Below are 26,267 nucleotides of genomic sequence, written 5' to 3' on the forward strand. Positions count from 1 at the left end.
GTACCCTGCGAGGTATCATCGCGCGGGGTTGTAAAAAAACGGTGTTGAAGCCGATGGTTGTTTCATTCTCGGTCAACCCTTCTGTGCGTAGCTGTATCGAAACGAAGCAATGCCTGGGGCGTACGGCCGGCAGTCGGGCGTATCGAACCGATAGTCGGACATATCAGCCGATAGTCTGATGTATCGAACCAGGCATGATTCTTGCGGACGGGCTTCTGCCACAATCGCCCAGCGCGATGGTTGTAGCACCCGGCGGGATATAAAGATGCGGATTGCCTGCGTTCATCAGGGTTATGAACTCTATGGTTCTGACCGCAGCTTCGCGGAGAGCGTTGCCGCGTTGCGCGCCGCGTTTCCGTCGGCCGACATCGAAGTGGTTTTGCCGCGTAGCGGGCCGATCGTGCGGATTCTGGAACCGCATGCCAGCCGGATCGTCTTCGAACCGCTCTGGGTGCTGAGGCGCCAGGCCATTGCGCGCCTTGCGACCGTCGAGATGGCGCGATTGCCGGTTGCCGTGTTCAGGGCGTGGCGGCGCCTCAAGCATTGCGACCTCGTCTATGTCAACACCTCGATCGTGGCCGACTACGCGCTGGCCGCACGCCTTCTTCCCCATAAGGCCGTCCTGCACATCCACGAAATCCCCGAAGGCGCCATGCGCAGGGTACTTGTCGGCCTGATGCGCTGGAGCCACGCGGATCTGATCTTCAATTCACACGCGACACGCGCCGCGTTTGGTGATCCCAAGGCGGCGCGTGCGTATGTCGTCTACAACGGTGTTGCCGGGCCGGCGGCGGTCGAACCGATGACATATGACGGCAAGCGTCCATTGCGGGTGCTGCTGCTTGGCCGTATCAACCGGATCAAGGGGCAGGAAATCCTGCTGGAGGCGATCGCCTCGATGCCGGCGGAACTCCAGGCGAGGATCGAGGTGCGGCTGGTCGGCGGCGCCTTCGAAAGCACTGAGCGCGAGCATGCGCTTGCCGAACTGGTCGAAACCATGGGGCTTACTGGGCGCGTCAGAGTCCTGCCTTTCATTCCCGACCCCTCTGAGCATTATCGATGGGCCGATATCGTCACCGTGCCGTCGCGGCGTCCGGAATCGCTGGGCCGCGTCGCCATAGAGGCGATGGCTTACGGCCGGCCGCCACTTGTGTCGGCGATCGGCGGGCTGGTGGAAGTGGTCAGCGACGGGGAGACCGGCTGGCATGTCCCGCCCGGCGACGCAGCAGCTCTTGGCGCGAAATTGCAGGAGATCATCCTCGCCCCTGAGGCCTGGCGCGGGTTTGTCGCTGCCGGGCGCGCGCGCTACGAGGCGATCTTCAGCGAGCCGGTCGCGGCCGCGGCGATCACCGCGATCGCCGCCGACAAGCTGAAGACGACCATCGCTCGGCCGGGCAGGGCGCCTGCTGCCCGCGAAGCGGAGACACGGCCGTGAAGCTAGCGTTTCCGAGCCATCTGGTTCGACGCCTCGTGCTGATGATCGGCGGTGAGGCGATGCAGAGCGGCTTTCATTTTGCCCTCAACATCATGCTGTTGCACATGCTGTCGGCGCAGGGCTACGGCCTCTTCGCCATCGGCATGGTGATGGGCGGTGTCGGCCTGTCCTATATCAGGTCGCTCACCGCCGTTCCCGCCAGCATCTGGATGAGCAAGAGCACCAACAGCGCCGGCGTCGACACCTATGACGTGGCGTTCGGAACGGCGGCGCTGATCGTGGCTTTGCTGATGGCCGTCGGCACGGCAGTCCTGATGCATGTTCTTGGCGATCCAAGCGGAATTGCCGCCGGCTGCTTCGTCGGTGCCTGGTCGTTGCGCAGCCATATGCGCACGGCTTTCTTCGCACGGCGCCAGCAAGTTGTCGTCTCCGTCAGCGATGGCGCTTTTACAGTCGCCGGCTGTGTCCTGACCGGGCTGTCGATATGGTTGGTCCAAGACCCGCTGCAGACCGTGTTCTATGCACTAGCCGCGGCAAATGTGTTCGGCATTTTCGTCCTGGTCCGGCTGGCTCGGCGCTCGCTTCGCATCAGCTTCCGCATGCCGACGCGGCGACGCTATGTCAGACTCTGGCCCCAGCTGCGCTGGTCGGCATTCAGCGCGACCACCACCAACATCCAGGGTCAATGTCTGGCGTTGCTGGTCGCCGGCATTGCCGGTCCTGCCGCCTACGCACCTCTGGCGGCGGTTCTGGTGCTGTTTGCTCCGCTGCGCATCATCAGCCTTGCGTTCGTCAACATGACGCAGCCGGATCTCGCCAGGCTGATACGGAACAATGAAACAGGCCGTGTCTGGACGCAGGCCAAGATCTGGGCGCTCGTCATGGGGTTTGGCGGCCTTGCATATGGATGCGCCATCATGTTCGTCCTGCCGATGATAGAATCCCAGGCTCTCCAGGACGCTTCGACCTGGTTCATCGGGCTTTTCGTGATCGCGAATTTTGTCCCGATCATGCTCTACATCATGCCCCGCATCGTGCTTGAGATACTCGGCGATTTTCGGATCGTCGCGTTCACCACGACGGGCGGCGCGGTCGTCGGGCTGGCGTTGATCGCGGCCCTGCTGGCAATCGCGTCTCCGCCGTGGGCGTTGTTGGGTTCCGCCGTCTCGGAGATGTTCGTGCTCGTGGCATCATGGTATTTCGCGCATCACCGCATGTGGAATATCGAGCATCCCGACGAGGCGCGCGACAGCCGGTTGGGCGCGTGGCGGCGCACGCTGCCGTTCGCTACGGCAAAGCGATAGGAAAAAACATGGCAGTCCAGGCGGTGCAAATTGCTGCGGTGACCGGCTCGCCCGATGGCCAGTCCTCCCATCCGGCCATCGTCGTCGCCAACGATGCATACACGGCGCGGCTCCACACCAGCCTGGAAGCGGCCAGGCCGCTCTGGCTGCGCCTCCAGGCGGACGGTGTGTGCACCGCCCACCAGAATTATGCCTGGGCCGAGGGGATCGTTGCGCGGCTGATGCCGCAAGGTGCGGAACTGCTCATCGTGGAGGTAAACGATGCCGTCACAGGCGTGCCGCGAATGCTGGTGCCGTTGATACGGCGACCGGCTTTCCGCCATCGGGTGATCGAGTGGCTGAGCTGTGGCGTTTGCGACTACTCGGCACCGTTGCTGGCCGATGCGAGCCCGTGGACGACGCAATCGGCGCAGGCCGCGTGGGCCGCGGTGCGTTCCGTGCTGCCGCCGGCGGACCGCATCCAGATCACGGGAATTCCGCAATCGATCAGCGGTGTCGCCAATCCGCTAGCCCTGCTGGCGGCCACGCGCGATTCCCTGCATACCAGCTTCGGCCTCGCCATCGACGGCGATCCGGAAACCGTCCTCAAGCGCCTATGCCGGCCATCCTTCGTCAAGGCTTTCAACAAGGACTGGCGTCGCCTCGAACGGCTTGGCGGCGTGGAACTGGTCGAAGCCAACACGCCGGCCCTGGTGGAGGTCATCTTCGGCGGCCTGGTCCGGATGCGGCTCAGCCGCTTTCGCGAACTGGGCCGCTTCGACCTGCTGACGCAGGCGGCGGTTGTCGACTTCTATCGAAACGCCGCTCTCGAGGGCCTGTCGGATGGGTCGGTGCGGCTCTTCGGGTTGCGTGTGGGTGAAGCTCTTATCGCGGTCCAATACCTGCTGATCCATCAAGTCACCGTTCATGCTCTGCTGATCTCAATCGATCAGGGCGCGGTGCCCAATGTCTCGCCGGGACTTCTGATCATGGGCAAGTTGATGAGCTGGGCGCGCGGGCGCGATTTCAATTATTTCGACCTGTCGGTAGGCAACCAGAGTTATAAGGAACATATGGGTGCCTTGGGTTCGGGCCTGCGCGAGCTTTGCCACGGGATTACGGTGCGAGGCAGCGCCGTGAGCGCAGCCATCGAGATCCGCAACCGGGCCGAGGTGTTCGTGCGCTCCAAACCTCGGCTGCTGAAGAGGCTCCAGGGACTGATGCGGGGTTTGCGGCGCCTGCGTGGGGGATCAGAATGACGGGAGAAGCATGTGGCAAGCTACGCGGCGGGAACGACTCCGATAGGGGATTTGCCCGGTGGGCCATTTTCCCCGACTGTCGCCAACGTTGATGCAACCGCGCACTTCACGGCTCGGCTGCACACCAGCTTCGACACCGTAAGGCTGCTATGGCTGCTCCTTGAAGCTCACGGCGTCTGCACTGCCCACCAGCATTATGCCTGGGTCGAAGGAATCGCCGCACGGCTGATGCCCAAAGACGCGGATCTGGTCCTCGTCGAGGTGAGTGACGCCGTGACCGGCGCGCCGGCCATGCTGCTGCCGCTGATGCGGCGCCGGGCTCTCGGCCACCACGTGATCGAATGGCTGAGCTGCCGCGTGTGCGACTACGCGGTGCCGCTGCTGGCGGATGGGAGAGCGTGGACTAGGCAGAGTGCCGACGCCATGTGGGCAGCGGTCCGTGCCGTGCTGCCATCGGCGGATCGCATCCATATCGCGGGAATTCCGCAGCAGGTCCACGGCGTGGCCAATCCGCTGGCATTGCTTTCGGTGGCGCGCGACTCCATCCAGGTCACCTCCGGCCTCGTCCTGCATGGCGACCCGGAGACGCTCATCAAGCGAATCTGCAAGCCGTCCTTTGCCAAGGCCTTCCGCAAGCATTGCCGCGGCTTCGAACAGCTTGGTGGCCTCGCTCTGGTCGAGGCCGATACGCCTGACCTGGCCGAGGAGCTCCTGGATGCACTGCTGGAACTGCGGCTCAAGCGTTTTCGTGAGCTCGGGCGTTTCGACCTCCTGACGCAGGCCCCGGTCGTCGATTTCTACCGCGCCGCGGCGCTACAAGGCCTGTCCAACGGATCGGTGCGGCTCTTCGGACTACGCGTCGGTGAAGCCTGGCTTGCCTCCATCTATGTTTTGGTGAGAAAAGGCACACTTCACGCCCTCCTGCTCGGCATCGACCAGAATACGGTCGCCAATGTCTCACCCGGCCTGACGACGATGGGCAAGCTGATGGTGTGGGGATGCGAGCGGGGCTTCGACTATTTCGACCTGTCGGTCGGCGGCCAGGGCTACAAGCAACATATCGGTGCCTCGAGCTCGGTACTGGCCGAGATCTGCGAACCGGTGACGGTGCGGGGCAGGGCTGCGAACGCAGCCATTTTGCTGCGCAGCCGGGTCGAAGGCATGACGCGGTCGCGTCCCCGGCTGCTCAAGGCCGTCCAGGGCCTGACGCGCCGCTTGCGGCGATTGAAGGACTGAGGACGAGCGTTTGCCGACGACCGATGCAAAGAGGCACCAAGGCCGGCAAGCTTGTTGACTGGGTTGGTTGGCTCTATATCTGAAAGCGCCGCTTGCCGTTCAGAAATGAGTGTCCTCGGCAGATTTTTTAAGTTGGCGTTTTCGGCAGATCATATCGATGGATGCAAGTTTAGGAGATGGGATTCGTTCCATCCTCATTATTCAAACGAAGTACATTGGAGATGTCGTTCTGACATCTGCTTTGGTTCGCAATCTGCGTCTTGCTTATCCGCAAGCATCGGTAACCATGCTTTGTGCGCCTGGTCTCAAGCAGTTCATTGTCGCGCAAGGGATCGCCGATGTGGCCGTTGGCTTTGAATCCCGTGGCAGAGGAAGGACTCTGCTCAAGCGTTTGAGCGACCATCGTGGCGTCATCTCTGATCTGCGGCGTCGGAAATTCGATCTTAGCATCGACCTTACCGATTCAAAAACCTCGCGGATCATGCATCGCTTGATCGGGGCTCCACTTCGCGTCGGCTTCGATCCTTCCGAGCATCCGATGAAGTTCTGGGAAATCCAGCTTGCAAACGTGCTCGCCGCGACCTTCGGACATGGCGGACCGCATTATCTCTACAGGAACCTGTCTCCACTCAGCGCCCTCGGGTTGGATTATCAGGACCCAACGCCTCGGCTGCAACCGACCAGGACTGCCCAGGAAGAGTGTGCCAGGCTTCTTGCGGAAAACGCTTTGGCGAAGAAGTCCTATGTGGCCGTGCATGCCGGCGCGAGGTTTGAAGGCCGTTGCTGGCCGCCGCAACATTTTGCTGCGGTCATCGATGAGGTATACGCCAAAACCGGGCTGCGATCCCTCCTCGTTGGTGGGCCGGATGAAGGGCTTGCCGCGCAAAGGATCCTTGAAATGGCAGCATCGCCGGTCGCAAGTGTCGTCGGAAAAGCCTCGCTTGAGGTCTTGACAGCATTGTTGGCCGAAGCGTCGATCTTTCTTGGCAATGAGAGCGGCCCGATGCACATCGCGGCCTCTGTCGGAACTCCAGCGGTGGGGCTGTACGGTCTGACGTCGCCTGAGCAATGGGGCCCATTCGGTGTCTCCAACCGGACGCTCCAGCCGCCCATGCCTTGCCCATGCATCGCTCCAGGTTTGTGTAAAGAAAACAACGCCGGTGGGGTCTATTGCGTCCAGCGGCTCCAGGTTGCCGATGTTGCGGCGGCGACACTCGATCTCATCGGCATGGAAGTTCAAAAATCTGCTCATTCGGGCACGCCGGCCGCGTAGCAGAGCGGCAGCGACGGACGCTAGTTTTGGCGGCGTGGTGGTGCACAGTTCATCTTCGTGTGCTTCACGTCTTGATTCAGGCCAAGGCCCAAGCATATTCAAAAGATTGGTAAATTTAACCGGGCCGCATCCTGCGCTGTCCGCGAAATTGACAGGACGGCGCGTCTCCGCCATCCTTGACCCCAGTCGTCAGGCTGCCGGTAGCGGCCGCGTTTTGTGTCTGGGGCGACCGAGGGCAGTGTCATGTTCAGTCCCGTCACAGGTCAGAATTCCAAGCGCGCCGCGGTGCGCAAGGCGCTCGATCGTCACAAGGTCTACATCACCGCGCAGCGTTTTTCGGCAGGCACCTACCAGGCCCGGGTTCTGGTCGATGGCGAGGCCTATTGGGTCGACGAATTTCGGCTGAGCCAGCTGCAGCAAGGACTGTCGCCGGCAGAGCTCGAGTTGACGCCGGCCGCTGACGATTGAGAGCGTGACTGGCTTGTTCCTGGCCGCCGTGCTTCGATCCTGGCGATGACGACTCCACCAAAGCTCAAAGCCTATCGCGCCAAACGCGAATTCGCCAAGACGCCGGAACCGGTTGGCGGGCTCGTCAGCAGCAACGGCAACCGCTTCGTCGTCCACAAGCACCACGCCACCGCTGACCATTATGATCTGCGCCTGCAGGTCGGCGATGTCTTGAAAAGCTGGGCGGTGCCGCGCGGGCCTTCGCTCAATCCGGCCGACAAGAGGCTGGCGGTCGAGACCGAGGATCATCCGCTCGAATATATCGACTTCGAGGGCGTCATTCCCGAGGGCGAGTATGGCGGCGGGCCGATGATCGTCTGGGATGCCGGCACATGGGCGCCGATGGACGACGTTGAAAAAAGCTTGCGAACCGGCGCCTTCAAGTTCCGGCTGGCCGGCGACAAGCTCAATGGCGGCTGGATGCTGACCCGGCTGAAGCCGAAACCCGGCGAAGACGAAAACAAGAAGAACTGGCTGCTGTTCAAGGAGCGCGACCTCGCCGCCGACACCGCGCTTGACATCCTCACGGCCCGGCCGGAAAGCGTCAAATCCGGATTGCGCATCGAGGAACTGGCGGCGCCGGCGAAGCCCGCCACCAAACCCGCGCCCAGACAGGGATCGCTGAAGCCCGGCACGCTGCCGGGCGTGTTCAAGGCTCCCATGCTTGCCCGTATCGAGCCGCAACTGGCGACGCAGGTGCCAAAACCACCCGATGGCGACGACACCCAACAAGTCTGGCTGCACGAGATCAAATTCGACGGCTACCGCACCATGGCGCATCTCACTGGCGGCGTCGTCAAGCTGATCACCCGTGGCGGCATCGACTGGACGAAGCGCTATGGCGACCTGCCGCATGCGTTCGCGAAGCTGCCCTGCCGCGATGCCATCATCGACGGCGAGATCGTGGTGCTCGACGCCCGGGGCATCAGCCGCTTCGCGCTGCTGCAGGATGCGCTGGCCGAGGGCGCCGGCAGCAAGCTCCATTTTACGCCTTCGATCTTCTCCACCTCGACGGCTGGGACCTGACCAAGGCGCCGCTGGTCCGGCGCAAGGCGCTGCTGGCGCAGATGCTGTCGGGCCTCGGCGCCAATTCCGCCATCCAGTTCTCCGACCATGTCGAAGGTTCAGGGCAGGGGCTCTACGACCAGGTGTCGGAACTTGGGCTGGAGGGTGTCGTCTCCAAGCGCGCCACGGCCATCTATCAGAGCGGCCGAAGCAAAAGCTGGACCAAGACCAAGGCGTTGCTGTCAGACGACTTCGTCATCGCCGGCTTCACCATCTCCGATGCGGCCGAAGGGCTGGCGGCGCTCGGCATGGCAGAGTTCGAGGGTGGTGAATTGCATTATCGCGGCAAGGTCGGCACCGGTTTCGATGCCGCCACCGCCGGTGAGTTGCTCGCCAGGCTGGAGCCGCTGCGGGAAGGCGCCACCCCGCCCGAGGGCGTCCCGCGCGAAATCATGCGCGAGATGAACTGGGTGCGGCCGCTGCTGTCGGCGCGCATCCATTACGCCAACCGCACATCGGACAACGCACTGCGCCACGGCGTCTTCCGCGGTTTGAGGGATGTCGGCCTGTCGACGCCGGTCTCGTCCAAACGCAAGCGGCTGATCGCCGAGGCCGACCTTGCCACCATCTGGGTGACCAACCCGACGCGCCGGCTGTTCGGCAAGACCGGCCCGACCAAGCTCGACATCGCGGTCTATTACGCGCTGGTCGGCGACTTCATGCTGCCGCACATCCTCGGCCGGCCGGTGTCGCTGGTGCGCTGCCCGACCGGCCTGCCGAAGGATTGCTTCTTCCAGCGCCACGCCTTCACCGGCATGCCGCCCTCAGTGGTGACATTCGACGCGACGAATTCCGAGGGCGAGACCAAATCCTATCTCTCGGTCGAAGGCGCGAAAGGGTATCTGGCGCTGGCGCAGTTCGGCGTCGTCGAGTTCCACACCTGGGGCACCCACCGCACCAGCCTCGACAGGCCCGACCAGATCGTCCTCGACCTCGATCCGGGCGAGGGGATTTCATGGCGCGAGGTGGTCGAGGCCGCCGTGCACATCAAGGGCGAATTGGAGCGCCTGGGGCTGGTACCGTTCGCCAAGACCTCCGGCGGCAGCGGCATCCACATCACGGTGCCGGTGACGGGCGCGCAGAACTGGAAGAAGCTCCACCAGGCGACCAGCGCGATCGCCACGCATCTGGCGGCAACGGCGCCTGACACCTTCACCACCACCATGGGCAAGGACAACCGCAAGAAGCGCATCTTCATCGATTATCACCGCAATGCGCGCGGCCACACCTCGGCAGCACCTTACTCGCTGCGCGCCCGCACCAATCTGCCGGCCTCGACGCCGGTCAGTTGGAGCGACCTCGAATCCATCGATGCGCCGCAGGATCTGAACTATTCCTCCCTGCCGGGGCTGCTGGCGACGTCGGGCGATCCGTGGGCCGAGATCGACGAGTTCGCGCGGGATTTGCCGACCTTGAAGAACTAGGTTCCTCGGCCCCCATGAAATGGGGGAGAGCGTTGCGGGGCGAGGAACCCAACGCCATCGACGCTTCCGACAATTTGAATTATTCTCTCCGCCACGACCTCAAAGACGTGGCGGAAGATTTCGTCAGGGATTTGCCTGTATTGTGCGGGGTCGGTGTAGGATTTGCGCAGCCTCGTTCGTCCTTCGGACGAAAAGCGCTGCAGTGAATGTCAGTGCATGGCCGCGTAGGAGTGTTTCATGGCGCCCAGGGCAAGTTGGAAAGGTTACCTTAAACTCAGTCTGGTCAGCTGTCCGGTGCGGTTATATCCCGCCACCAGCGCCAGCGAGCGCATCTCGTTCAACCAGTTGCATAAGAAGACCCACAACCGCATCAACATGAAACCGGTCGACCCCGAATTGGGGCTCGTCGAGCGTGCTGATCTGGTCAAGGGCTATGAATACGAGGACAAGCAGTACATCATCATAGATGATGCCGACCTCGATGCGGTGCGCATCGAATCCAATCACACGATGAACATCGAGGCCTTCGTCGACGAGGACGAGGTCGACGTCATCTATCAGGACGCGCCCTACTACATGGCGCCTGACGGCGCGATGGCGGAGGAGACCTTCGCCGTGCTGCGCGAAGCCATGCGCAAATCCGGCAAGCTGGCGATCGCACGCCTGGTGCTGTCGAGCCGCGAGCGGGTGGTGACGATCGGCGCGCGCGAGAACGGCATGTTCGTGTGCACCTTGAGGAATCCGAACGAAGTGCGTGGCACAGCTGAATATTTCGGCAACATCCCAGCCGGCAAGCCCGATCCCGAAATGCTGCAGCTCGCCGAAGCACTGATCAAGCAGAAGGAAACCACCTTCGATCCGAAGAACTATGAGGACCGCTACGAGGCGGCACTCATGACGATGATCCGCGAGAAGCTGAAAGGCCACAAGCCGATCATCGCGGCGGCACCCGAGCGCGGTAATGTCATCAATCTGATGGATGCGCTCAAAGCGAGCCTGTCGCAATCGAAGCCGCCGGCCAAGTCGAAAAGCAAGGCCGACGAGGTTGCCAAGCCCGCCGCGAAGAAGGCGGCAGCGGGTGGTGCTGCTGAAAATCCGTTGAAGGCCAATCTGCTGAAGGCGGTCGGCAAGAGCAAGAAATGACGGCACCGACCGGCGCTGTTTTTGGCACGATAGGCGCGCTGGCGGCTTTTCCGCTCAGGCTGGCTGCGCGGGAAGTGGAACGCCGACACGGCCAGCTGCGGCGCGGTATCACCAGGCGCACCACGCATGTCGTCTTCGGCCGGACACTTCTCGCCAGGGCAGGCCTCGTCAAAAACGGCGATGCCGAGATCGAACGCCGTGTCGCCGCCGAGCGCGCGGCCGGGCGAACGCTGATCAGCGAGAACGGATTCCTGCGCCTTCTCGGACTGATGAAGACACCGGAAGCGTCTTCGCTGTCGCGGCAATCGCTGATCGATCAGTCGCGGCTATCAGGCTCCGACCTCGACCTGCTCGGCCTGTTCGATGCGTTCGAGCATGACGTTGAACCCTATTCCTTCCGCGACCTGATCCTGGCGCGCAAATATGCCGGGCTCATCGCCGGCGGCGCGACATGGGGGGCGATCGCGCGCTCCGTCCACCGCTCCGGCCCGGTGGCGTCGCTGACCGCCAAGTCGCTCAATGTCGGCTCGCAGCATGGGCGCGCCGATGCCATCTATCTCGAAGGCGGCCAGAGCGAACTCGATGGGCAGTTGCTGTTCGATCTCGGAACAGCCGGGGCAGAGGGTGACGACACGCTAGAGGAGTTGTTCGCCGAGGCGGAAGCGGCGGAGGAGCAGGGCGACAATGATGGGGCCGCCGCGCTCTACCAGCGCTGCCTGGCCATCGATCCGAGCGATGCGATTGCCGCCTTCAACCGCGCCAACTGCCTGCGCGCCGGCGGCCACGCGGCGGACGCCGCGCACGACTATATCAATGCGATAAAACTCGACCCGGCCTTCGTCGAGGCGTGGTTCAACCTGGCCGGACTGATGAGCGAGCAAGGTCGCGAAGCCTCGGCGCGAAGGCACCTGCAGAAAGCGATCGCGCTCGACAAGACCTATGCCGATCCGGTGTTCAATCTGGCCCGGCTGGAATTCGACGCCGGCAATCTGCTGGAGGCGCGCCGGCTATGGGCGCGGTATCTCGAACTCGACGCGGAGTCCGAATGGGCACGGGTTGCAGCCAAGGGCGTGCAGTTCGTGGATCTGCAGCTGGCGCGGGCGGCGGGGTGAGTGATGCTGGCGCTTGAACACCCCCCTCTGGCCTACCGGCCATCTCCCCCGCAAGGGGGGAGATCGGAAGCTTGGGCGTCCCGCTCCTTCTTGCAAAGTGGGAGATTGGCGAAAGCGGTTGAGCGCGCAATCTCCCCCCTTGCGGGGGAGATGTCCGGCAGGACAGAGGGGGGTGTGACGGAACTCGACCTCTCCAGCGAGACCGCCCCATGACCGCCTTCCTCTTCGACGGTCCCGACACCGCGCCCACCACCATTCTGCTCGCCCACGGCGCCGGTGCGTCGATGGATTCGCCCTCGATGACCGCCACCGCCAAGGCGCTGGCCGCGGCCGGCTTCCAGGTCGCGCGCTTTGAATTCCACTATATGGCCGCGCGCCGCTACGGCCACCGCAAGCCACCGCCGCGGGCCGAGACGGTCAACCCGGAATATATCAAGGCGATAGCCGACCTCAGGGCAAAGGGCGTGACGGGACCGCTGATCATCGGCGGCAAGTCGATGGGCGGGCGCGTCGCCTCCATGATCGCCGACGAGATGTTTGCCAAGGGCGAGATTTCAGGGCTGGTCTGCCTCGGCTATCCCTTCCATCCGCCGGCCAAGCCCGAGCAATTGCGGACAAAACACCTCGCCGGGTTGAAGACGCCGACGCTGATCTTCCAGGGCACGCGCGACGAGTTCGGCACCAGGGACGAGGTTGCGACTTATGGCCTTTCCGACCGCATCGAGATTATCTGGCTGGAGGATGGCGACCATGATCTCAAGCCACGCAAGAGCATCTCGGGATTTTCGGCGGCCGACCATCTGAAGACGCTGGCCGAGACGGTGAAGGCGTGGTCGGGTCGGATCGCTTCCTGAAGCGATGAAGATCGCCTCCTTCAACATCAACAACATCAACAGCCGGCTTGAAAATTTGCTGGCTTGGCTGGCTGCGGCAAAACCCGATGTCGTCTGCCTGCAGGAACTGAAGGCGCGCGACATGCAGTTTCCGCGCTCGGCATTGGCGGCGGCCGGCTATGGCGCGGTGTGGAAGGGCGAGCCGACGTGGAACGGTGTTGCCATCCTGGCGCGGGGTGCCGAGCCAGTGCTGACCCGCGATGCCTTGCCCGGCGACGATGCCGACAGGCAGAGCCGCTATATCGAGGCGGCGGTGAACGGCATCATCGTCGCTTGTCTCTATGCGCCGAACGGCAATCCTCAGCCCGGCCCGAAATTCGCCTACAAACTCGCCTGGCACGCGCGGCTGGAGGTGCATGCCGAACAGTTGCTCGACACCGGCCTGCCGGTGGTGCTGGCCGGCGACTACAACATCGTGCCCGAGCCGCGCGATATCTACCCCACCCGCTCCTATGAGGACAACGCGCTGGTGCAGCCGGAAAGCCGGGCGTCGTTCCAGCGCCTGCTCGACCAGGGTTGGCTTGATGCCCTGCGCAAGAAGCATCCGAAGGAAACGCTCTACACATTCTGGGACTATCGCCGCAACCGCTGGCCGCGCGATGCGGGCCTCCGGCTCGATCACATCCTGCTGTCGAAGAAACTGGCACGCCGCCTGACCGTTGCCGGCATCGACCGCGACGTGCGCGGCGAGGACGGCGCCAGCGACCATGCGCCGGTGTGGGTGGAATTGAAGTAAGGCGACTGCTTTCATGCGTCGCGCTTGAACGGATTCCTGCAACGCGCTTTAAGTCTTTGTCTCGATGCATGTCGCTGTCCCAAATCCGGGTTCGCTTTTGGCCGACATGCAATAACCTGTCGGCAAGTAGCCCAACGCAGCCGGATCGCCCGTGAACGCAATCCCCCATGAGATTTGTGAAGCGAGGCTCCATGCCTGACTTGGGCGCTGTCCAGATACTGGCCGCCGCCATTGTGGTGCTTGCGGCTGCTGTCGCGTCCTGGCTGCTGTGGCGGAAGCGCAGCCGTCGCAAGGGACGGCGGCTAACCAATCCGGCTGCCGACTATGCCGTCCGTACCGATTGGAACGCCCGCGGGGGTATGCTCAATTACTCGTCCTTCGTCTATTTCGATGTCGATCGCGACGGCAAATACGGCGCCGGAGACCGGCCGATGGCCGGGATCATGGTGCGGCTGTATGACGAAGCCGGCAAGCTCGCCGCGTCCGCGCGCACCAACAATGCCGGCTTTGCCAACTTTCCCATGTCGGTGAAAAGCAGAAAGGCAGTGATCCGCAAGCCGGGCAACTGGCGCTTTGTGGTTTCGGTGCCGCCCGGCTGGCAGGCGAAAAGCGAAAATGACATTCAGTCCCGACACTTCCTGCCGCTGCCGGGTTCGCCGGCCGGGATGGTATCGCAGGAGATGCTGCTGCCGGTCGGTCTGGCAGCGCCGCGCCGCGTCAGCGGGCGCGTCGCCGGCGATGGACCAGCGACCCTCTCCGTGTCGGGGAATGGGTACGTCCTGGAGACGCGGGCACTGGCGCCGGGTGCCGTCTTCAGCTTCGATCTGGCTGAAGAAGCCGACACGGTCAGCGTCAGCGGCGGCGGCTTGGCGCGGCGGCTGACGCTATCGCCCTACTCGGCGGATCTCGGCCTGCTGTCGCCGCAACGCGCCGGCATCGACACTGATGCCGCCCTCGAAACGATCGATTTCGACGATGTGACGTCGCGCAGTCTCAGGAAAATTCCGGCTGGCCATGCCGGATTGGCGTGGCGCAACCTGAATGCGATGGCCCGCGACTTCACCAAGGACAGCCAGGGCTATGTCAATGGCAATGTTTCCGGCGACCATGTGCTCTACACCAGCAGCGGGCTGCCGGCCGAATTCAGCTGCGAACGGCCGTTCGGCTTTCACTCGGTCATGCTGAGCGCCGCCTGGCTGGCGTCGGAAGGGGAGGTGGCGCTGATCGAAAGCTGGCTTGGCGAGCAGCTGATTGCAAGCGACGAGGTCACGCTGTCGGCGCTAACGCCGCTGCACTACGCTCCAATGCTCAAAGCTGTAACGCGTGTTCGCCTGTCGACGAAGCACTATTGGCAAATGGTGTTGGACGACCTGATCCTGGTGCGTTGAGGTTTGGACGCGCCAGGAGCAGGTGGCGCTGAAATTATTGCGGTGTCGGCAACGAGGAGCCGTTGGCCGCAGTGACCGCCGACAACCGGCCTTTTTTCAAGAACGATGGCTTCACATAGATTTTTTTCATATCAGACTCTCCTAAAATCCCGATCCGATGATGCCAGACTGCGGCCATCTGTCAACCATGCGGGCTGAAATCGGCAAACTGCAATAAATCCAAGGAGGCGCGGCAAGGCGCCCGCCCTCCAATAGCGGCAACCGGATCGCAATGTTGGACAGCCAGACCGGCCCGATCTATGCGGTGGCCTTCGCCGCCGACGGCGCGGTGCTGACCGGCGGCAACGACCGCACCATCCGCGACTGCCGGCCACCGCGGCGACGGCGTGGTGCTGTTTGCCGGCGCGCCGGAATGAGCGAAATCTTGATCACCCTGTCCGCCGTGCTATGTAAAACCCATGCCAGCACCCAGCCTCCCAGACAATGCGCCGCTCATCGTCATCGATCTCCAGACCGGCATGTTCGACGGTGTGCACGAGCCGCCGATCCATGATGCGCCTGATATTGTCGAGCGCACCAAGGCGGTGATCGATTGGGCGCGGCGCGGCGGGCGCAAGGTCGCTTTTATCAGGCATGACGGACCCGATGGCGATCCGTTGGCACCGGATGAGCCGGGCTGGCCGGTTTGGCCCGCGCTCGGCCAGGCGGCGGACGAGCCGACCTTTGCCAAATCGGTGCGTGATGCATTCAGCAACCCCGCCTTCGGCGACTGGGTGGCCGGGCAAGGTGCGGGTGCTGTCGTGCTCTTGGGCGCACAGACCGATTTTTGCGTGGCCGCTACTGTCAAGGGCGCGCTCGCCAGAGGGCTCGGCGTGACCGTGGTGTCCGATGCGCACAGCACGCTGGACAATGCCAGCGAGAGTGCCGAGCAGGTCATCATCAGGCACAATGGCGGATTCGCCGGGGCCGGCGTCAATCTGGTGACCACAAAGGCGCTTGTCGGCGGCTGAAGCCCGACCGTCGCCGCAGGCCGCATTATCAGGCAGCCGGCTTGAAGACTTCGCGAGGAAGACAGGCGGCTGCCGTGGTCGACGCGGACGGGGGGGCGCATTGTTGGGATGGCTCGGGCGCCCGCGTCAACCAGGGCGGCTCGTACCGCCGCATTAGCAACATTGCACATTGCGGGCCGCTCGAAACTTCCGCGAAAGCGGAATAGGCCGGAGCAAAAGTGCGGATTCGGCTGAGACTTTCGGCGCGCTTTCCCGGTACGGGAGTCAAAAAGTCTACTGGCTATTGGGGATGCCCCCTCAAGGCGTCTGCCGGTCCTGGACGGCATCGGCGAGGAACGACGCCGCAATCAGGTCGTCGCCATCGATCCGCCCATGACGATCTTCCATGATGGCCGCGACCTTTTGAAAGGTTTTCATTTCGGCATCCGTCACCCGCGCATCACGCATCCTGGCTTGGAGATCGGCCAGGCGAACGCCCAAAGCAGGGGATGTCACAGCTTTGCTTGTCATCTTCACTCGTCCTGATTGGAAGCTGGGCAACCCGCCGCCATGGCTGGCGGCGGGTTTGGGCAGTTGGAAATTCAGTCGTAGACCTTGATGATCTTGCGGGTGCCCGGATCCACCAGGACGGTGCGGTTGTCGACCACCACGTAGCGGTATTTGACATCGGGGATCTCATGAAGCTCGACCGTGTCCGGCAACGCGCCACCAATATTCAGTTCCACACCGGGAACCTTGACCGAAGCGAGGGGCTGCTTCTTCACATACTCGCGGATGACCGTGTCCTGTTCAGGCTGAATGACAACGTCCTGAGCGGCAACGGCGCCGACACCGGCCAACAGCAATAGCGCCGCTGCGGCGCCCGTTAGGTGCATTTTCATACCGTTTCTCCTTGCGAGTCAGCATGACAGGATCGTTCAACGCTGACGGCAACTGAACTTGAGCCAAATGAAAATGTTCCTCCGCTGGGGCTTCGGTCGGGTGAGACGTGCGACTTAAGTCTGGTCTGCGAGCGCATTGGTCTTACCGACGGGAACGGCTCTCTGTTCATGGCTGTTTGTCTCCCGGAATTCGGAGAGACAGATGGACAAAAGTGTTGGCCAAGCGCGCTGGTTGCTCGCACCGATTTTCGCGACAGCTGTCACCTTTCTGGTGATGGGGATAGTCCTTGGCTGACATGTCGTCGATCGGCGCAGCAACGTCCCTTCCTGCGCTGATAGGATTCGCAAGCCGCTTCGGCGGCTGGCGAATCCTCTATTTTCACCATGCGCCGGCCTGCTCATTCGGCAGCCGAGCGCTTCGTTCAGCTTATGCAACGTTGGGAGGTTACTATGGATCGGCGATCCTTCTTGACGGCGATGTTTGGCATTGCCGGGGCAGCGGCCCTTGCAGGGGCAATTCGCCCGATCGAGGCAGCGGCCGGTGTTCCAGGCGCCGGAAACGGCATTCTCGATGAAATTGAGGCAGAGGCCCTCGACGACGAAGGTGCACATGCGGAGGTGCAGCCGGTCGACCATCGACGCTGGGATCGGGACTGGGATCGGGATCGGGGCTGGCGCCGGCGCCGGCACGGGCGGCGTTGGAGACGGGTCTGCCGCAGTTACTGGCGGCATGGTCGCCGTCGCGTCCGGTGCTATCGCAGACGTGGCCCTTCGGTCGTCCTTCGATTTTAGCAGCTAGCCTGCACGTCCTAGCGATTTGATCAGTGCGATGGGCTCGGCGTCCGCATCTTTCCTGCGGCTGCCGAGCCGGAGGCTGTTTGTCGAGGCTGAAGCTATACGTGGCGAAGCGGCGCGAAGATGAATCCGCGCCACACAAAGGCGACGACGGCAAGGCGAGGACAAGAAATGGCCCGGCAGCTAGGTGCAAAGGGAGGCCGCCGGGCCAGCCGACTTCTGGCGGTCGCCGGCCACCATTATATTAGGTAAATCTAATGTTAATGCAAGCAACCCAAAACTTCTCCGGTGGACAAAACACCGTCCGAAGCTGTCCGCTTCGCTGCCATGATCACCAGCACGGCCGCCGCACAGCAGGCAGCGGCAATGGCGGATCTTCCTGGCCTAAGTCTGGAGGACCTGCGCGGCGGCAATCTCGCTATCGCTCAGCAGTTGCTCGTTCAGTTTGCCGCTTTGCTATCGGCCGCGTGTATCGATCGAGCGGGCGGCGAAGACAGGGCACGTTGATCCGCAGGCTGCTCATTGAAATAGAGCGAACTGCCGAGTAGGAGGAACACGATGCCCACCGCCGTTAATCCAACCATGAGCACGGCGATCGCCGTTCCTGGGCCATGGCCCGTCTTGATGATGGTGGATCGGTGGGGCATCGCGCTGTTCTCCAGGCGTGGCACCCGGCGGGGCCGCTTTCGACAAACGACGAACACGGCCCCGATGTTCCCTCGTTGGAAGCTTCAATCGGTCACGTCGGGTTTTTGCTTTTTCCTGTAGGACCAAGGTCTTATCCGTCGTGCGCAAAAGTCCAAGGGGCCTTGTTCAGTTCCGATAATGTCCCTTGGATGTTCCGCTATTTTAGGTAAATCTGATATAATGCCTAGGCGGAAAACTTAGCCGGCCAAGCACATTTTCCCGCGAACCGGGCATGGAAAATGTGGCTTTGGCAAGTTCAACAACAGGCAGTCATGTCTCGGGCGACGAATGGCTCACGTCTCGTCGAATCGGCCCTCGCGGGTCTGATCGCGCGTGATCGCGGCTTCTTCCTCATCATCGGGAAGGGCATCGTCGCTGTCCTGGTACGCGTTATCGTCGTCCTCGTCGGGCAGATCGCCGTCTTTTTCGACGCCGTAACGCATGTCGCCGTTTTCCGGCACGGACTCTGGCAGGATCTCGCCGCCCTTGATCGCATCCCAATCCTGCTGCTCGATGGTAGGCCCATCCGCCTGCGGTGCGTCATCTTCGATGTCGGCGCTTGGTTTCTTGCGCGGTGCCATGCCGGCCTCCTTTCCTTGAAAAAACTGGAGGCGAAACTCGGCGTGCCGGCATTTGTTCCCCTGCTCTAAGTGCAAAGAGCGGGCGTGCTTCTGGATTTTCGACGGCTGGCGCGTCAGCCCAGCCCCGCCGGCACCGCCGCCGCGCGCCGGATCGCCACCGTTGCCAAGTCGCCGCGCAATGGAAAGCGCGCAGTGGCGATCGGCCGCTTACTTGCGAAGTTGCTAAAATAATGAAATGTTGTTCGCGGGAAATGGGATGAGCAGGGACTGGTTGGAACCGGCGCGGTTTCGGCGGTTTGGGGAAACCATGTATTTTGGGCAGTTTCTCGTAGGAATGTCAGCCACGGCTCTCATTGTCGCGGTGTGGACCTATATGGTCACCGGCTCTTTCTGGGAGGCATTTGCCTGGACGATAGCGACGCTGCTTGTCCTGCAGGTCGGCTACTTCGTGCTCATCGTGAGGCTGATCTTCAGGCGCTCGCACGATATCGTGCCGAGCCAGGATCCGGTAGACGCCTTCCCGCCATTGCATCGCGACGGTGTCCAGCTTTGAGACCGGCTGGCCAGGATCACTCGCGCGTGTGCGCCCGGGCAAATTCGGGGAACCTCGCCCACAGCGCGATCACGGTGTTTGGTCACTGAGAGACAGCGTTGTCTGGGCATAGCCCTGCTGGAGGTTTCGGCACAGCGTATCGTGGGAACATTTCGGCGTCGTCGTGGGAACATGATGCATGCGCGACCGGCTTCGCATGGCTCAGGCCGTCAGGTGGAACAAGTGATCATGCTTCTCTAGCAGTACCGGTGAGGTTGCCACCTCTATCGGCACTGCCATGGCTCGCTCTGCTCCCGGCGGGGCGAGTCTTTTTCGTGCTCCCATCGTCGAGATAGAGGGACGCGAGGCTGATTTGACGCGGCGACAACAGGTGCTTCGCCAATTCGGCTGCAGAAGGAATTTTCGTTTTCTAATGTCCGTACACATTTGTGCTAGTTTTCAAGCATTCCTGCGCTGCCTGCTGCATGTTTGATCAGCAACAAATTAATATCCGAGCCGAAAACGTAACATCTTCAATTCTGAAGTTCGATGGAACCGCATGGCAACGGTGGAGTTTTTATGGAGGGCGGAATTCAATTGTCACTAGGAGACGGTCATGAAACTTTATCTTACAAGCGCGGCGGCTGCCATCGTCCTGATGGGCGGCATTGGTGCGGCGCTGGCGGAGAGCGTCGTCGTCGTCCAGCCGGAGCAGGAGACGGTCGTTCGCGAATACATCAAGAGGGAACCGCTTGCCTCGGTGAACCTTCTGGGGGTCGAACTCAAGCTCGGCTCGTCGGTACCCGACACTGTCGAACTGCGTGAGGTGCCCGACGTCAAATACCGCGTCGCGGTGATCAATGACCAGACGGTCCTCGTCGACCCGGAGACCCGCCAGATCGTTGAAGTGCTGCACTAAGGCGTTCCCGCAGCATTGGACCTTGGGAAAAACCCGCCCCGACGTCGCGTCGGTGGCGGGTTTCCTTTGTCGCGATCCGCGATGGCCTATTCGGCGGCCAGTCTATCCTGCGTCTTGGTCTCGAAATCGCTGGCGTCGTGGCGCTCATGCAGTTGCATGGCAGGCTCGCCGAAAGCGCGGTTGACCATGCGGCCGCGCTTGACCGCCGGTCGTGCGTCGATCGCCTTGGACCAGCGTTGCACATGTGCGTATTCCTGCACGGATAGGAACTCGGCGGAATCATTGTACATGCGGCCGAGCGCCAGCCCGCCATACCAGGGCCACACCGCCATATCGGCGATGGAATAGTTCTTGCCGCCGAGATATTCAGTCTCGGCCAGCCGGCGGTCGAGCACATCCATCTGGCGTTTCACCTCCATCGAGAAGCGGTCGATGGCATATTCGAACTTTTCCGGCGCATAGGCATAAAAGTGACCGAAGCCGCCGCCCAGATACGGCGCTGAGCCCATCTGCCAGAACAGCCAAGACAGCACCTCGGCGCGCGCCGGCTGTTCGGTAGGCAGGAATTCGCCGAATTTTTCGGCGAGATAGACCAGGATCGAACCGGATTCGAAGATGCGCACCGGCGTCTTGCCGCTGCGGTCCATCAGGGCCGGGATCTTGGAGTTTGGATTAACCTCGACGAAGCCGCTGCCGAACTGGTCGCCATCGTTGATCCGGATCAGCCAGGCGTCGTACTCGGCACCCTTGTGGCCGCGCGCCAGAAGCTCTTCCAGCATGACCGTGACCTTGACGCCGTTCGGCGTCGCCAGCGAATAGAGCTGCAACGGATGCTTGCCGACAGGCAGTTCCTTGTCATGCGTCGGCCCGGCGATCGGCCGGTTGATGCTGGCAAAGGCTCCGCCGCTCGGCTTGTTCCAGGTCCATACTTTCGGCGGTGTGTAGTCGGTCATTTCGTGGCCTCGTGTCGGGGAAGGATGGCAGGTCGCCATAAACTAGGGCTGCGGATGTGTAAGTTCAACTTGCGTTGAACTATTATCGATGCCCGCGGAGCCAAGATCGGCAATTGGGCACTTCCTCACCCTTGCGCCTTCTCCTGCGTGGCATACCTATAGAAGATGTCACCAAAGCCCATCCAGGACAAAAGCATGACCATCAATCCCAATCCGCGCTCGGTCGTTGCAGTGCGGGCCACTGTCCCCGAAGATGCCTTTACGGCCGGCGCGCTCGGCACGCTCAGGGAAGGCAGCGGCGTCGTCATTCGCAACGATGGGCTGGTGCTGACCATCGGCTATCTCATCACGGAGGCGGAAGAGGTCTGGCTGACCAGCCATGACGGCCGCGTCATCCCCGCGCATGCGCTGGCCTATGACCAGGAATCGGGTTTTGGGCTGGTGCAGGCGCTGGCGCCGCTCGGCCTGCCGGCGGTGGCGCTGGGCGATGCCGGCAAGACCAGGATCGGCGACGCCGTCGTGCTGGCCGACGGCACCGGCCAGTCGGTGCAGGCCAAGATCGTCACCAAGCAGGAATTCGCCGGCTACTGGGAGTATCTGCTCGACGAGGCGATCTTCATTGCGCCCGCGCACCCGTCCTGGGGCGGTGCCGGGCTGTTCGGCGCTGACGGCTCGCTGCTCGGCATCGGTTCCCTGCGCCTGCAGATGAGCCGCAACGGCGAGGTCGCCGATATAAACATGATCGTGCCGATCGATCTGTTGCCGCCCATTCTCGATGACCTCCTGACGCGCGGCCAGGTGGCCAAGCCGCCGCGCCCGTGGCTCGGCGCCCTGTCGGCCGAAAGCGACGGCAGAGTGGTGGTGATGAGCGTGACCGAGGGCGGCCCGGCGGCCAAGGCCGGCCTGCGCCAAGGCGACATCATCTCCGACATCCGGGACGGCGCGGTCGACGGGCTGGCCGATTTCTATCGCAAGCTGTGGGAGAGCGGCTCGGCGGGGGCCGAGATTCCAATGCGGGTGTTGCGCGACGGCCGCGAAACCTGGCTGCGCGTCAAATCGGCCGACCGCGGCAGCTTTCTGAAAAAGCCGCAACTGCAGTAGACGCGTCGATGGCGTCGGCGATGTCGTCGGGTTGGCCGATCCGCCCGACCCGGCAGCCGCTCGGCCATCGCGGCCAGGGCCTCGGCGGGATTGCCAAGCGCCTGGCGCGCCTGCCGCAGCCGGTTCTCGCCGCGCCCGGCGATGATCACCTCGGCGCCGGCCTCGACGCAGCGCCGGGCCAGCGCCAGACCCATGCCAGAGCCGCCACCGACGATCAGGATTTTCTCATTTGAAATGCTCATTCGCTCTGCCTTTGCTTGGATGGAGAAGGGCAGGGAATTGGCAGTTCGGTACGGCAAGTGAAAACGGAAGAAACCGATAGCGCTATCGGAAGCGCCGATGATGCAGGGCGATCAGTTGCCGCAAGCGGTGAAGGCGGTGCCCGGGTTCCAGTCCTTGAAGGCGATGGTCTGGCCTTCGACCGAGACGGTCTTGTGCTTGGTGCTGCCGTCCGGCTGCTTTTCGCTGCCGGTGCCTTTGCCGGTCAGGACATTGTACTCGCAGGCGCTTTCGGCATTCTCCTTCAAATAGTCATCATGGTCATAGGCGAAGCCGGCGACGATGAAGGCAGCGTCGCGCCAGGCGATGGTCAGCGTCATGTCGGTCCGTTCGCTGCCGACCGGCATCGCCGGCAGGTAGAATTTGATCGAACCGTTGGGCAGCATCGTCAGTTCCGGCTCGGTGTCGGAGTTCTCGTAACCCGGCCGGTCGTAGCCGTTCCATTCCCCGTGGATCTGCTCGTGCACGGTTTCGACGGGCTTGAGGTAATTGTGCTCCTTGTCCCTGAGGAAGAAGTGGACATCCATCGGGTGGCCGGGCTCGGTCTCCACCACCATGGCGAGATCGACGGCGCCGTCGCCGTTGAAGTCCCCGGTCACCGCTGTGATGATCTTCCGGGTTTCGATTGGCTCGGCGAGGGCGGCCGTGGGGAGAGACAACACAAAGGCGAGCAACAGAGATTTCATGGCATATTCCCCCGGGAGCGAGATGGCGTGCCCGAGCACGAGCATGGCAGGTATTCCGAAATTTCATACAGCGGGGCCGGGAGAAAAATGTTCAGGTCGAGGGGCGCGAAGGAACGCCGTAGGCGCCCGCCAAGTTTGCTGCCGGAAACTGACAGCGACTCGTGCCATTCTGGTCGATGACGGGCAATGCCAGGGACGACAGAGAGGGAACTGATGGCGCGAGCGACACCGAAAGGACAGGCCGGCTAATGGCGCCGGTCAAGGTTGATCCCGACAAGGTCCATGAATTCCCGGATCCGGGCAGCTTCTACGCATGGCTCGGCAAGCACCACGCCACGGAAACCGAAGTGTGGATCAAGGTTCACAAGGTGGGGTCGGGACTGAAGTCGATCACCCCCAAGCAAGCCATCGACGTGGTGCTGTGCTTCGGCTGGATCGATGCGGTGCGCAAGGGGTTGGACGACAAGAGTTTCCTGCAGCGCTACACGCCGCGCAGCCGGAAGAGCATCTGGAGCCTGATCAACATCGACAATGTCGCGCGGCTGGTCGAGGAGGGCCGCATGACCGAGCATGGGCTCAAACAGGTCGAGGCGGCCAAGGCGGACGGGCGCTGGGCGCGCGCCTATGGCAGCGGCAAGGAGATGAAAATCCCCGACGACCTGCAGGCTGCCATAGACGCCGAACCCGCTGCGAAGGTGATGCTGGCAAAGCTCAGTGCCCAGAACCGTTTCGCGCTCGCCTTCCGCACCCACAACATGAAGACCGAGGCCGGGCGCAAGAAGAAGATCGAGACGTTTGTGGCAATGCTGAAGCGCGGCGAGACGATCTACCCGCAAGGCAGGAAGTAAGGTTTGGGGTGGGCTGGTTTGGGCGCGAGTTCGTCTTCGGCACGGCAAGCCTGTCCGCACGGGATCCGGCGTTGCGCGAAGCGCTTCAGGATCTGAATCGTGAAATTGTTCCAACTGCTTGTTTTTGCGCAATTCGATGGTCGGCGCGTCGCGCGGCTGCTTCAGCAACGACATCGCCGGTGGACGAAGGACGGCACGGCGGCTACCCTTCGAAAGCCGCGACGATCGAGCGGCGGACGCTGGGAGTCGTTGCCGTTGAGAAGAGTTGCTTCGTGGACGATGGCGCTGGGTCTCATTGTCATCGTCGCGTGTGTGGGAGCCGGCGCCACGCTTGCCCAGACCTCGCCCGACCAGACGTCTCCCGACCTGGCTTCCCCCTCGGCCTCGCCGGCAAAAGAGATCTCGGTCGGGATCAAGGAGGCGCCGCCTTTTGCGTTCAAGCTGCAGGACGGCAGCTGGTCGGGATTGAGCATCGACCTCTGGCAGAAAATAGCCGGGCGGCTCAACCTTCGCTTCCGCTATGTCGAAGTGCCTGCCGTGCAGGACCAGATCGATGGCGTCGTCAACGGCAGGTTCGATGCGGCGATGGCCGCGATCACGGTCACGGCCGACCGCGAAAAGGCCGTCGACTTCACGCAGCCCTTCTTCACGACTGGGCTCGGCATTGCGACACCGCTCAACAACCAGCCGTCATGGCGGCCGGTTCTGCATGCCCTGACGTCGTTCGGCTTCCTGCAGGCGGTGCTGGCGCTGGTCGTCATTTCGGTGGTGGTCGGCGTCCTGATCTGGATGTTCGAACGTCGGCACAATGACGATTTCGGCGGCAGCGTCGCCAAGGGACTGTTTTCCAGCATGTGGTGGTCGACCATCGCCGCGACGCAGGCCAGCACCGGTGATTTCGGTCCGCGAACCGTGCCGGGGCGCGTGCTGGCCGCGCTCTGGATGATGGGATCGATCATTGCGATCGCGGTGTTCACCGCGGGTGTCACATCGGTGCTGACGGTGACGCAGATGGAAGGAATGGTGCAGGGCGAAAGCGATCTCGCCGCGGTCAGGGTCGGCGCGGTGCAGAGTTCGTCGACGGCGTCCTATCTGGATTCGACCCAGATCCGTCATCAGGACTTTGCCTCGATCCAGCAGGGCCTCAACGCGCTTCGCGCCGGCAAGATCGATGCGCTGGTGCACGACAAGCCGCTGCTTGGCTGGCTGGTCGGGCAGAATTACGCGACGAGCCTGCAGGTTCTCGATGCGACCTTCGACCAGCAGCAATATGCCATTGCGCTGCCGCTCGGCAGCCCGTTGCGCAAGTCTCTCGATGTCGCCCTCCTGCAGACCATCGAAAGCGATTGGTGGAAACAGGCCGTTTTCCAATATCTGGGCGAGAAGTAGTCCGGCAGGAACTTCCGCGGTGCGATGCGCTGGAAAAACCGCCCTCGCTCTGCGAGAGAGGCGGCCCTTCCCTTCAAGAATTGATGGTTGCTGTCACTGGTTCAGGTCGACCGGTGTCACGCCAAGGAGTTTCAGGGCGTTGGCGTAGGTCCTGATGCCTTGCGCCTGTTTGCGCTCGGCACAAAACCGGTTCGCCTTGTCCTGGAGCGCGGTTGCCTCGGCGATCTGGCTTGCGCTGGTGCCTGGGACGACTTTCGTTTGGATGGCCCCGTCGAGTTGAAGGCCGAGCTGGCTGCAATATTCGCTCCGGGTGACCGCTGCGTCCGCACCCGATTGTGCGACCGCCAGCATGGCGAGCGAAATGCCTGTCAGGGCACCGATCCATCCGGTCGAACGTCGTTGCATGTTTCGGGACCATTTCTTCGCGTTGTGCCGCGGCCGCTTGGCCGCCGCGAGGGTGGTTATGACAGGCGATGTTTTCGCGAGTTTTTCCCGGATGTTGAATCTTGTTTCTGGGGTGTGTCTGGTGGGCGTTGAAGCTGCCAATCTCCCCCCTCGTGGCAGGGCTATCGCATATGGAATTCCTGAGATGTCTGCCCGGCACGGACCCCCACCCCTAACCCCTCCCCACAAGGGGGAGGGAGACTTCCGTTGGCACTGACCCGGGAGAATCGCCTGTCTTTTCGGCGCCAAGAAGAATTAAAGGCACGCGGCAGCGTTCCCTCCCCCTTGTGGGGAGGGTTAGGGTGGGGGTTCTTCTTCGCAAGAATCCATATGCGATAGCCCTGCCACGAGGGGGGAGATCGGCTGTATGCGGCGCTTGCGCCTCTTTCTTTGCGGCCATCCTTCGCG

At 62.6% G+C, this 26,267-nt stretch carries 24 protein-coding genes and 2 pseudogenes; 19 read left to right on the forward strand and 7 right to left on the reverse strand.

All coding sequences use genetic code 11. The annotated features are described in order from the left end of the window. Nucleotides 1-265: 265 nt before the first annotated feature. The 13 genes and pseudogenes from NKH95_RS18240 (at nucleotide 266) to NKH95_RS18300 (ending at nucleotide 15,764) form a co-directional block, all read left to right on the forward strand. Nucleotides 266-1,435 carry a glycosyltransferase gene (locus NKH95_RS18240; protein WP_352892337.1) on the forward strand — a complete coding sequence of 390 codons (1,170 nt, stop codon included), beginning with the start codon at nucleotides 266-268 and terminating at the stop codon, nucleotides 1,433-1,435. Next, nucleotides 1,432-2,739 (forward strand): MATE family efflux transporter, encoded by a 1,308-nt coding sequence (locus NKH95_RS18245; RefSeq protein WP_352892339.1) that lies wholly within the window; start codon nucleotides 1,432-1,434, stop codon nucleotides 2,737-2,739. Before NKH95_RS18240 ends, NKH95_RS18245 begins: the two co-directional genes overlap by 4 nt. Nucleotides 2,740-2,747: 8 nt before the next feature. Continuing rightward, complete coding sequence (locus tag NKH95_RS18250) at nucleotides 2,748-3,977, forward strand: GNAT family N-acetyltransferase (protein WP_352892341.1); 1,230 nt, start codon at nucleotides 2,748-2,750, stop codon at nucleotides 3,975-3,977. A 12-nt stretch (nucleotides 3,978-3,989) separates the two neighbouring features. After that, on the forward strand, nucleotides 3,990-5,213 hold the full coding sequence (locus tag NKH95_RS18255; RefSeq protein ID WP_031213625.1) for a GNAT family N-acetyltransferase: 1,224 nt from the start codon (nucleotides 3,990-3,992) through the stop codon (nucleotides 5,211-5,213). 157 nt (nucleotides 5,214-5,370) lie between these two features. Next, on the forward strand, nucleotides 5,371-6,486 hold the full coding sequence (locus NKH95_RS18260) for a glycosyltransferase family 9 protein (protein WP_031213626.1): 1,116 nt from the start codon (nucleotides 5,371-5,373) through the stop codon (nucleotides 6,484-6,486). Between the two features lie 243 nt (nucleotides 6,487-6,729). Further along, on the forward strand, nucleotides 6,730-6,954 hold the full coding sequence (locus tag NKH95_RS18265; RefSeq protein ID WP_023813316.1) for a hypothetical protein: 225 nt from the start codon (nucleotides 6,730-6,732) through the stop codon (nucleotides 6,952-6,954). Nucleotides 6,955-6,999: 45 nt separating this feature from the next. Further along, a pseudogene (ligD, locus tag NKH95_RS18270) lies at nucleotides 7,000-9,482 on the forward strand (DNA ligase D). A 237-nt stretch (nucleotides 9,483-9,719) separates the two neighbouring features. Then, nucleotides 9,720-10,625 carry a non-homologous end joining protein Ku gene (gene ku / locus NKH95_RS18275; RefSeq protein WP_024501732.1) on the forward strand — a complete coding sequence of 302 codons (906 nt, stop codon included), beginning with the start codon at nucleotides 9,720-9,722 and terminating at the stop codon, nucleotides 10,623-10,625. Beyond that, nucleotides 10,622-11,737, forward strand: coding sequence for a tetratricopeptide repeat protein (locus tag NKH95_RS18280; RefSeq protein ID WP_352892343.1), 1,116 nt, complete (start codon nucleotides 10,622-10,624; stop codon nucleotides 11,735-11,737). Before ku ends, NKH95_RS18280 begins: the two co-directional genes overlap by 4 nt. A 209-nt stretch (nucleotides 11,738-11,946) precedes the next feature. Continuing rightward, on the forward strand, nucleotides 11,947-12,591 hold the full coding sequence (locus NKH95_RS18285; protein WP_352611079.1) for an alpha/beta hydrolase family protein: 645 nt from the start codon (nucleotides 11,947-11,949) through the stop codon (nucleotides 12,589-12,591). Between the two features lie 4 nt (nucleotides 12,592-12,595). Continuing rightward, nucleotides 12,596-13,366 carry an exodeoxyribonuclease III gene (locus NKH95_RS18290; protein WP_023813322.1) on the forward strand — a complete coding sequence of 257 codons (771 nt, stop codon included), beginning with the start codon at nucleotides 12,596-12,598 and terminating at the stop codon, nucleotides 13,364-13,366. Between the two features lie 191 nt (nucleotides 13,367-13,557). Next, a complete protein-coding gene (locus tag NKH95_RS18295) occupies nucleotides 13,558-14,754 on the forward strand; it encodes a hypothetical protein (RefSeq protein WP_352799682.1) in 1,197 nt (398 codons plus the stop codon). 458 nt (nucleotides 14,755-15,212) lie between these two features. Then, nucleotides 15,213-15,764: an isochorismatase family protein gene (locus tag NKH95_RS18300; protein ID WP_352892346.1), complete on the forward strand. Its 552-nt coding sequence runs from the start codon at nucleotides 15,213-15,215 to the stop codon at nucleotides 15,762-15,764. Nucleotides 15,765-16,061: 297 nt separating this feature from the next. On the opposite strand, the gene NKH95_RS33480 is transcribed toward NKH95_RS18300, so the two are convergent. Together NKH95_RS33480 and NKH95_RS18305 are read right to left on the reverse strand one after the other, a co-directional pair. Beyond that, nucleotides 16,062-16,274, reverse strand: a complete 213-nt coding sequence (locus NKH95_RS33480; RefSeq protein ID WP_352551657.1) for a hypothetical protein — start codon at nucleotides 16,272-16,274, stop codon at nucleotides 16,062-16,064. 71 nt (nucleotides 16,275-16,345) lie between these two features. Then, a complete protein-coding gene (locus NKH95_RS18305; protein WP_352892348.1) occupies nucleotides 16,346-16,645 on the reverse strand; it encodes a DUF1236 domain-containing protein in 300 nt (99 codons plus the stop codon). Nucleotides 16,646-17,767: 1,122 nt separating this feature from the next. On the opposite strand from NKH95_RS18305, the gene NKH95_RS18310 reads away from it, so the two are divergent. Then, nucleotides 17,768-17,947 carry a hypothetical protein gene (locus NKH95_RS18310; protein WP_352551358.1) on the forward strand — a complete coding sequence of 60 codons (180 nt, stop codon included), beginning with the start codon at nucleotides 17,768-17,770 and terminating at the stop codon, nucleotides 17,945-17,947. 473 nt (nucleotides 17,948-18,420) lie between these two features. Here the strand turns inward: NKH95_RS18310 and NKH95_RS18315 are convergent, their stop codons facing one another. Continuing rightward, on the reverse strand, nucleotides 18,421-18,708 hold the full coding sequence (locus tag NKH95_RS18315) for a hypothetical protein (RefSeq protein ID WP_352892349.1): 288 nt from the start codon (nucleotides 18,706-18,708) through the stop codon (nucleotides 18,421-18,423). A 334-nt stretch (nucleotides 18,709-19,042) separates the two neighbouring features. Between NKH95_RS18315 and NKH95_RS18320 the strand changes: the two genes are divergently transcribed. Together NKH95_RS18320 and NKH95_RS18325 are read left to right on the forward strand one after the other, a co-directional pair. Then, nucleotides 19,043-19,261 (forward strand): exopolysaccharide production repressor protein, encoded by a 219-nt coding sequence (locus NKH95_RS18320; protein WP_245486367.1) that lies wholly within the window; start codon nucleotides 19,043-19,045, stop codon nucleotides 19,259-19,261. 595 nt (nucleotides 19,262-19,856) lie between these two features. Continuing rightward, nucleotides 19,857-20,159 (forward strand): DUF1236 domain-containing protein, encoded by a 303-nt coding sequence (locus tag NKH95_RS18325; protein WP_127296253.1) that lies wholly within the window; start codon nucleotides 19,857-19,859, stop codon nucleotides 20,157-20,159. 86 nt (nucleotides 20,160-20,245) lie between these two features. Here the strand turns inward: NKH95_RS18325 and yghU are convergent, their stop codons facing one another. Beyond that, nucleotides 20,246-21,112, reverse strand: a complete 867-nt coding sequence (yghU, locus tag NKH95_RS18330; protein ID WP_352892350.1) for a glutathione-dependent disulfide-bond oxidoreductase — start codon at nucleotides 21,110-21,112, stop codon at nucleotides 20,246-20,248. 195 nt (nucleotides 21,113-21,307) lie between these two features. On the opposite strand from yghU, the gene NKH95_RS18335 reads away from it, so the two are divergent. Then, nucleotides 21,308-22,213, forward strand: a complete 906-nt coding sequence (locus NKH95_RS18335) for a S1C family serine protease (protein WP_352677635.1) — start codon at nucleotides 21,308-21,310, stop codon at nucleotides 22,211-22,213. Between the two features lie 137 nt (nucleotides 22,214-22,350). Here the strand turns inward: NKH95_RS18335 and NKH95_RS18340 are convergent. Together NKH95_RS18340 and NKH95_RS18345 are read right to left on the reverse strand one after the other, a co-directional pair. Then, nucleotides 22,351-22,455, reverse strand: a pseudogene (locus tag NKH95_RS18340) (SDR family oxidoreductase); the annotation flags it as partial. 111 nt (nucleotides 22,456-22,566) lie between these two features. Further along, a complete protein-coding gene (locus NKH95_RS18345; RefSeq protein ID WP_164893069.1) occupies nucleotides 22,567-23,178 on the reverse strand; it encodes a hypothetical protein in 612 nt (203 codons plus the stop codon). A gap of 248 nt (nucleotides 23,179-23,426) precedes the next feature. Between NKH95_RS18345 and NKH95_RS18350 the strand changes: the two genes are divergently transcribed. Next, nucleotides 23,427-24,026, forward strand: coding sequence for a YdeI/OmpD-associated family protein (locus tag NKH95_RS18350; protein WP_128305569.1), 600 nt, complete (start codon nucleotides 23,427-23,429; stop codon nucleotides 24,024-24,026). 255 nt (nucleotides 24,027-24,281) lie between these two features. Beyond that, a complete protein-coding gene (locus NKH95_RS18355; RefSeq protein WP_352892352.1) occupies nucleotides 24,282-25,415 on the forward strand; it encodes a transporter substrate-binding domain-containing protein in 1,134 nt (377 codons plus the stop codon). Between the two features lie 93 nt (nucleotides 25,416-25,508). Here the strand turns inward: NKH95_RS18355 and NKH95_RS18360 are convergent, their stop codons facing one another. After that, nucleotides 25,509-25,820 (reverse strand): hypothetical protein, encoded by a 312-nt coding sequence (locus NKH95_RS18360; protein ID WP_352892470.1) that lies wholly within the window; start codon nucleotides 25,818-25,820, stop codon nucleotides 25,509-25,511. Between the last annotated feature and the right edge of the window lie 447 nt (nucleotides 25,821-26,267).

It is taken from the genome of Mesorhizobium sp. M0848 (assembly GCF_040319805.1).
GTDB lineage: Bacteria > Pseudomonadota > Alphaproteobacteria > Rhizobiales > Rhizobiaceae > Mesorhizobium.

Coding starts and splice junctions, on each gene's coding strand:
- NKH95_RS18315 (WP_352892349.1), bottom strand. CDS start 18,708: ATGGCACCGCGCAAGAAACCAAGCGCCGACATCGAAGATGACGCACCG.
- NKH95_RS18285 (WP_352611079.1), top strand. CDS start 11,947: ATGACCGCCTTCCTCTTCGACGGTCCCGACACCGCGCCCACCACCATT.
- NKH95_RS18335 (WP_352677635.1), top strand. CDS start 21,308: ATGACCATCAATCCCAATCCGCGCTCGGTCGTTGCAGTGCGGGCCACT.
- NKH95_RS18345 (WP_164893069.1), bottom strand. CDS start 23,178: ATGAAATCTCTGTTGCTCGCCTTTGTGTTGTCTCTCCCCACGGCCGCC.
- NKH95_RS18265 (WP_023813316.1), top strand. CDS start 6,730: ATGTTCAGTCCCGTCACAGGTCAGAATTCCAAGCGCGCCGCGGTGCGC.
- NKH95_RS18360 (WP_352892470.1), bottom strand. CDS start 25,820: ATGCAACGACGTTCGACCGGATGGATCGGTGCCCTGACAGGCATTTCG.
- NKH95_RS18260 (WP_031213626.1), top strand. CDS start 5,371: ATGGATGCAAGTTTAGGAGATGGGATTCGTTCCATCCTCATTATTCAA.
- NKH95_RS18350 (WP_128305569.1), top strand. CDS start 23,427: ATGGCGCCGGTCAAGGTTGATCCCGACAAGGTCCATGAATTCCCGGAT.
- NKH95_RS18240 (WP_352892337.1), top strand. CDS start 266: ATGCGGATTGCCTGCGTTCATCAGGGTTATGAACTCTATGGTTCTGAC.
- NKH95_RS18300 (WP_352892346.1), top strand. CDS start 15,213: ATGCCAGCACCCAGCCTCCCAGACAATGCGCCGCTCATCGTCATCGAT.
- NKH95_RS18310 (WP_352551358.1), top strand. CDS start 17,768: ATGATCACCAGCACGGCCGCCGCACAGCAGGCAGCGGCAATGGCGGAT.
- NKH95_RS18250 (WP_352892341.1), top strand. CDS start 2,748: ATGGCAGTCCAGGCGGTGCAAATTGCTGCGGTGACCGGCTCGCCCGAT.
- NKH95_RS18325 (WP_127296253.1), top strand. CDS start 19,857: ATGAAACTTTATCTTACAAGCGCGGCGGCTGCCATCGTCCTGATGGGC.
- NKH95_RS18295 (WP_352799682.1), top strand. CDS start 13,558: ATGCCTGACTTGGGCGCTGTCCAGATACTGGCCGCCGCCATTGTGGTG.
- ku (WP_024501732.1), top strand. CDS start 9,720: ATGGCGCCCAGGGCAAGTTGGAAAGGTTACCTTAAACTCAGTCTGGTC.
- NKH95_RS18320 (WP_245486367.1), top strand. CDS start 19,043: ATGTCAGCCACGGCTCTCATTGTCGCGGTGTGGACCTATATGGTCACC.
- NKH95_RS18290 (WP_023813322.1), top strand. CDS start 12,596: ATGAAGATCGCCTCCTTCAACATCAACAACATCAACAGCCGGCTTGAA.
- NKH95_RS18280 (WP_352892343.1), top strand. CDS start 10,622: ATGACGGCACCGACCGGCGCTGTTTTTGGCACGATAGGCGCGCTGGCG.
- NKH95_RS33480 (WP_352551657.1), bottom strand. CDS start 16,274: ATGACAAGCAAAGCTGTGACATCCCCTGCTTTGGGCGTTCGCCTGGCC.
- yghU (WP_352892350.1), bottom strand. CDS start 21,112: ATGACCGACTACACACCGCCGAAAGTATGGACCTGGAACAAGCCGAGC.
- NKH95_RS18305 (WP_352892348.1), bottom strand. CDS start 16,645: ATGAAAATGCACCTAACGGGCGCCGCAGCGGCGCTATTGCTGTTGGCC.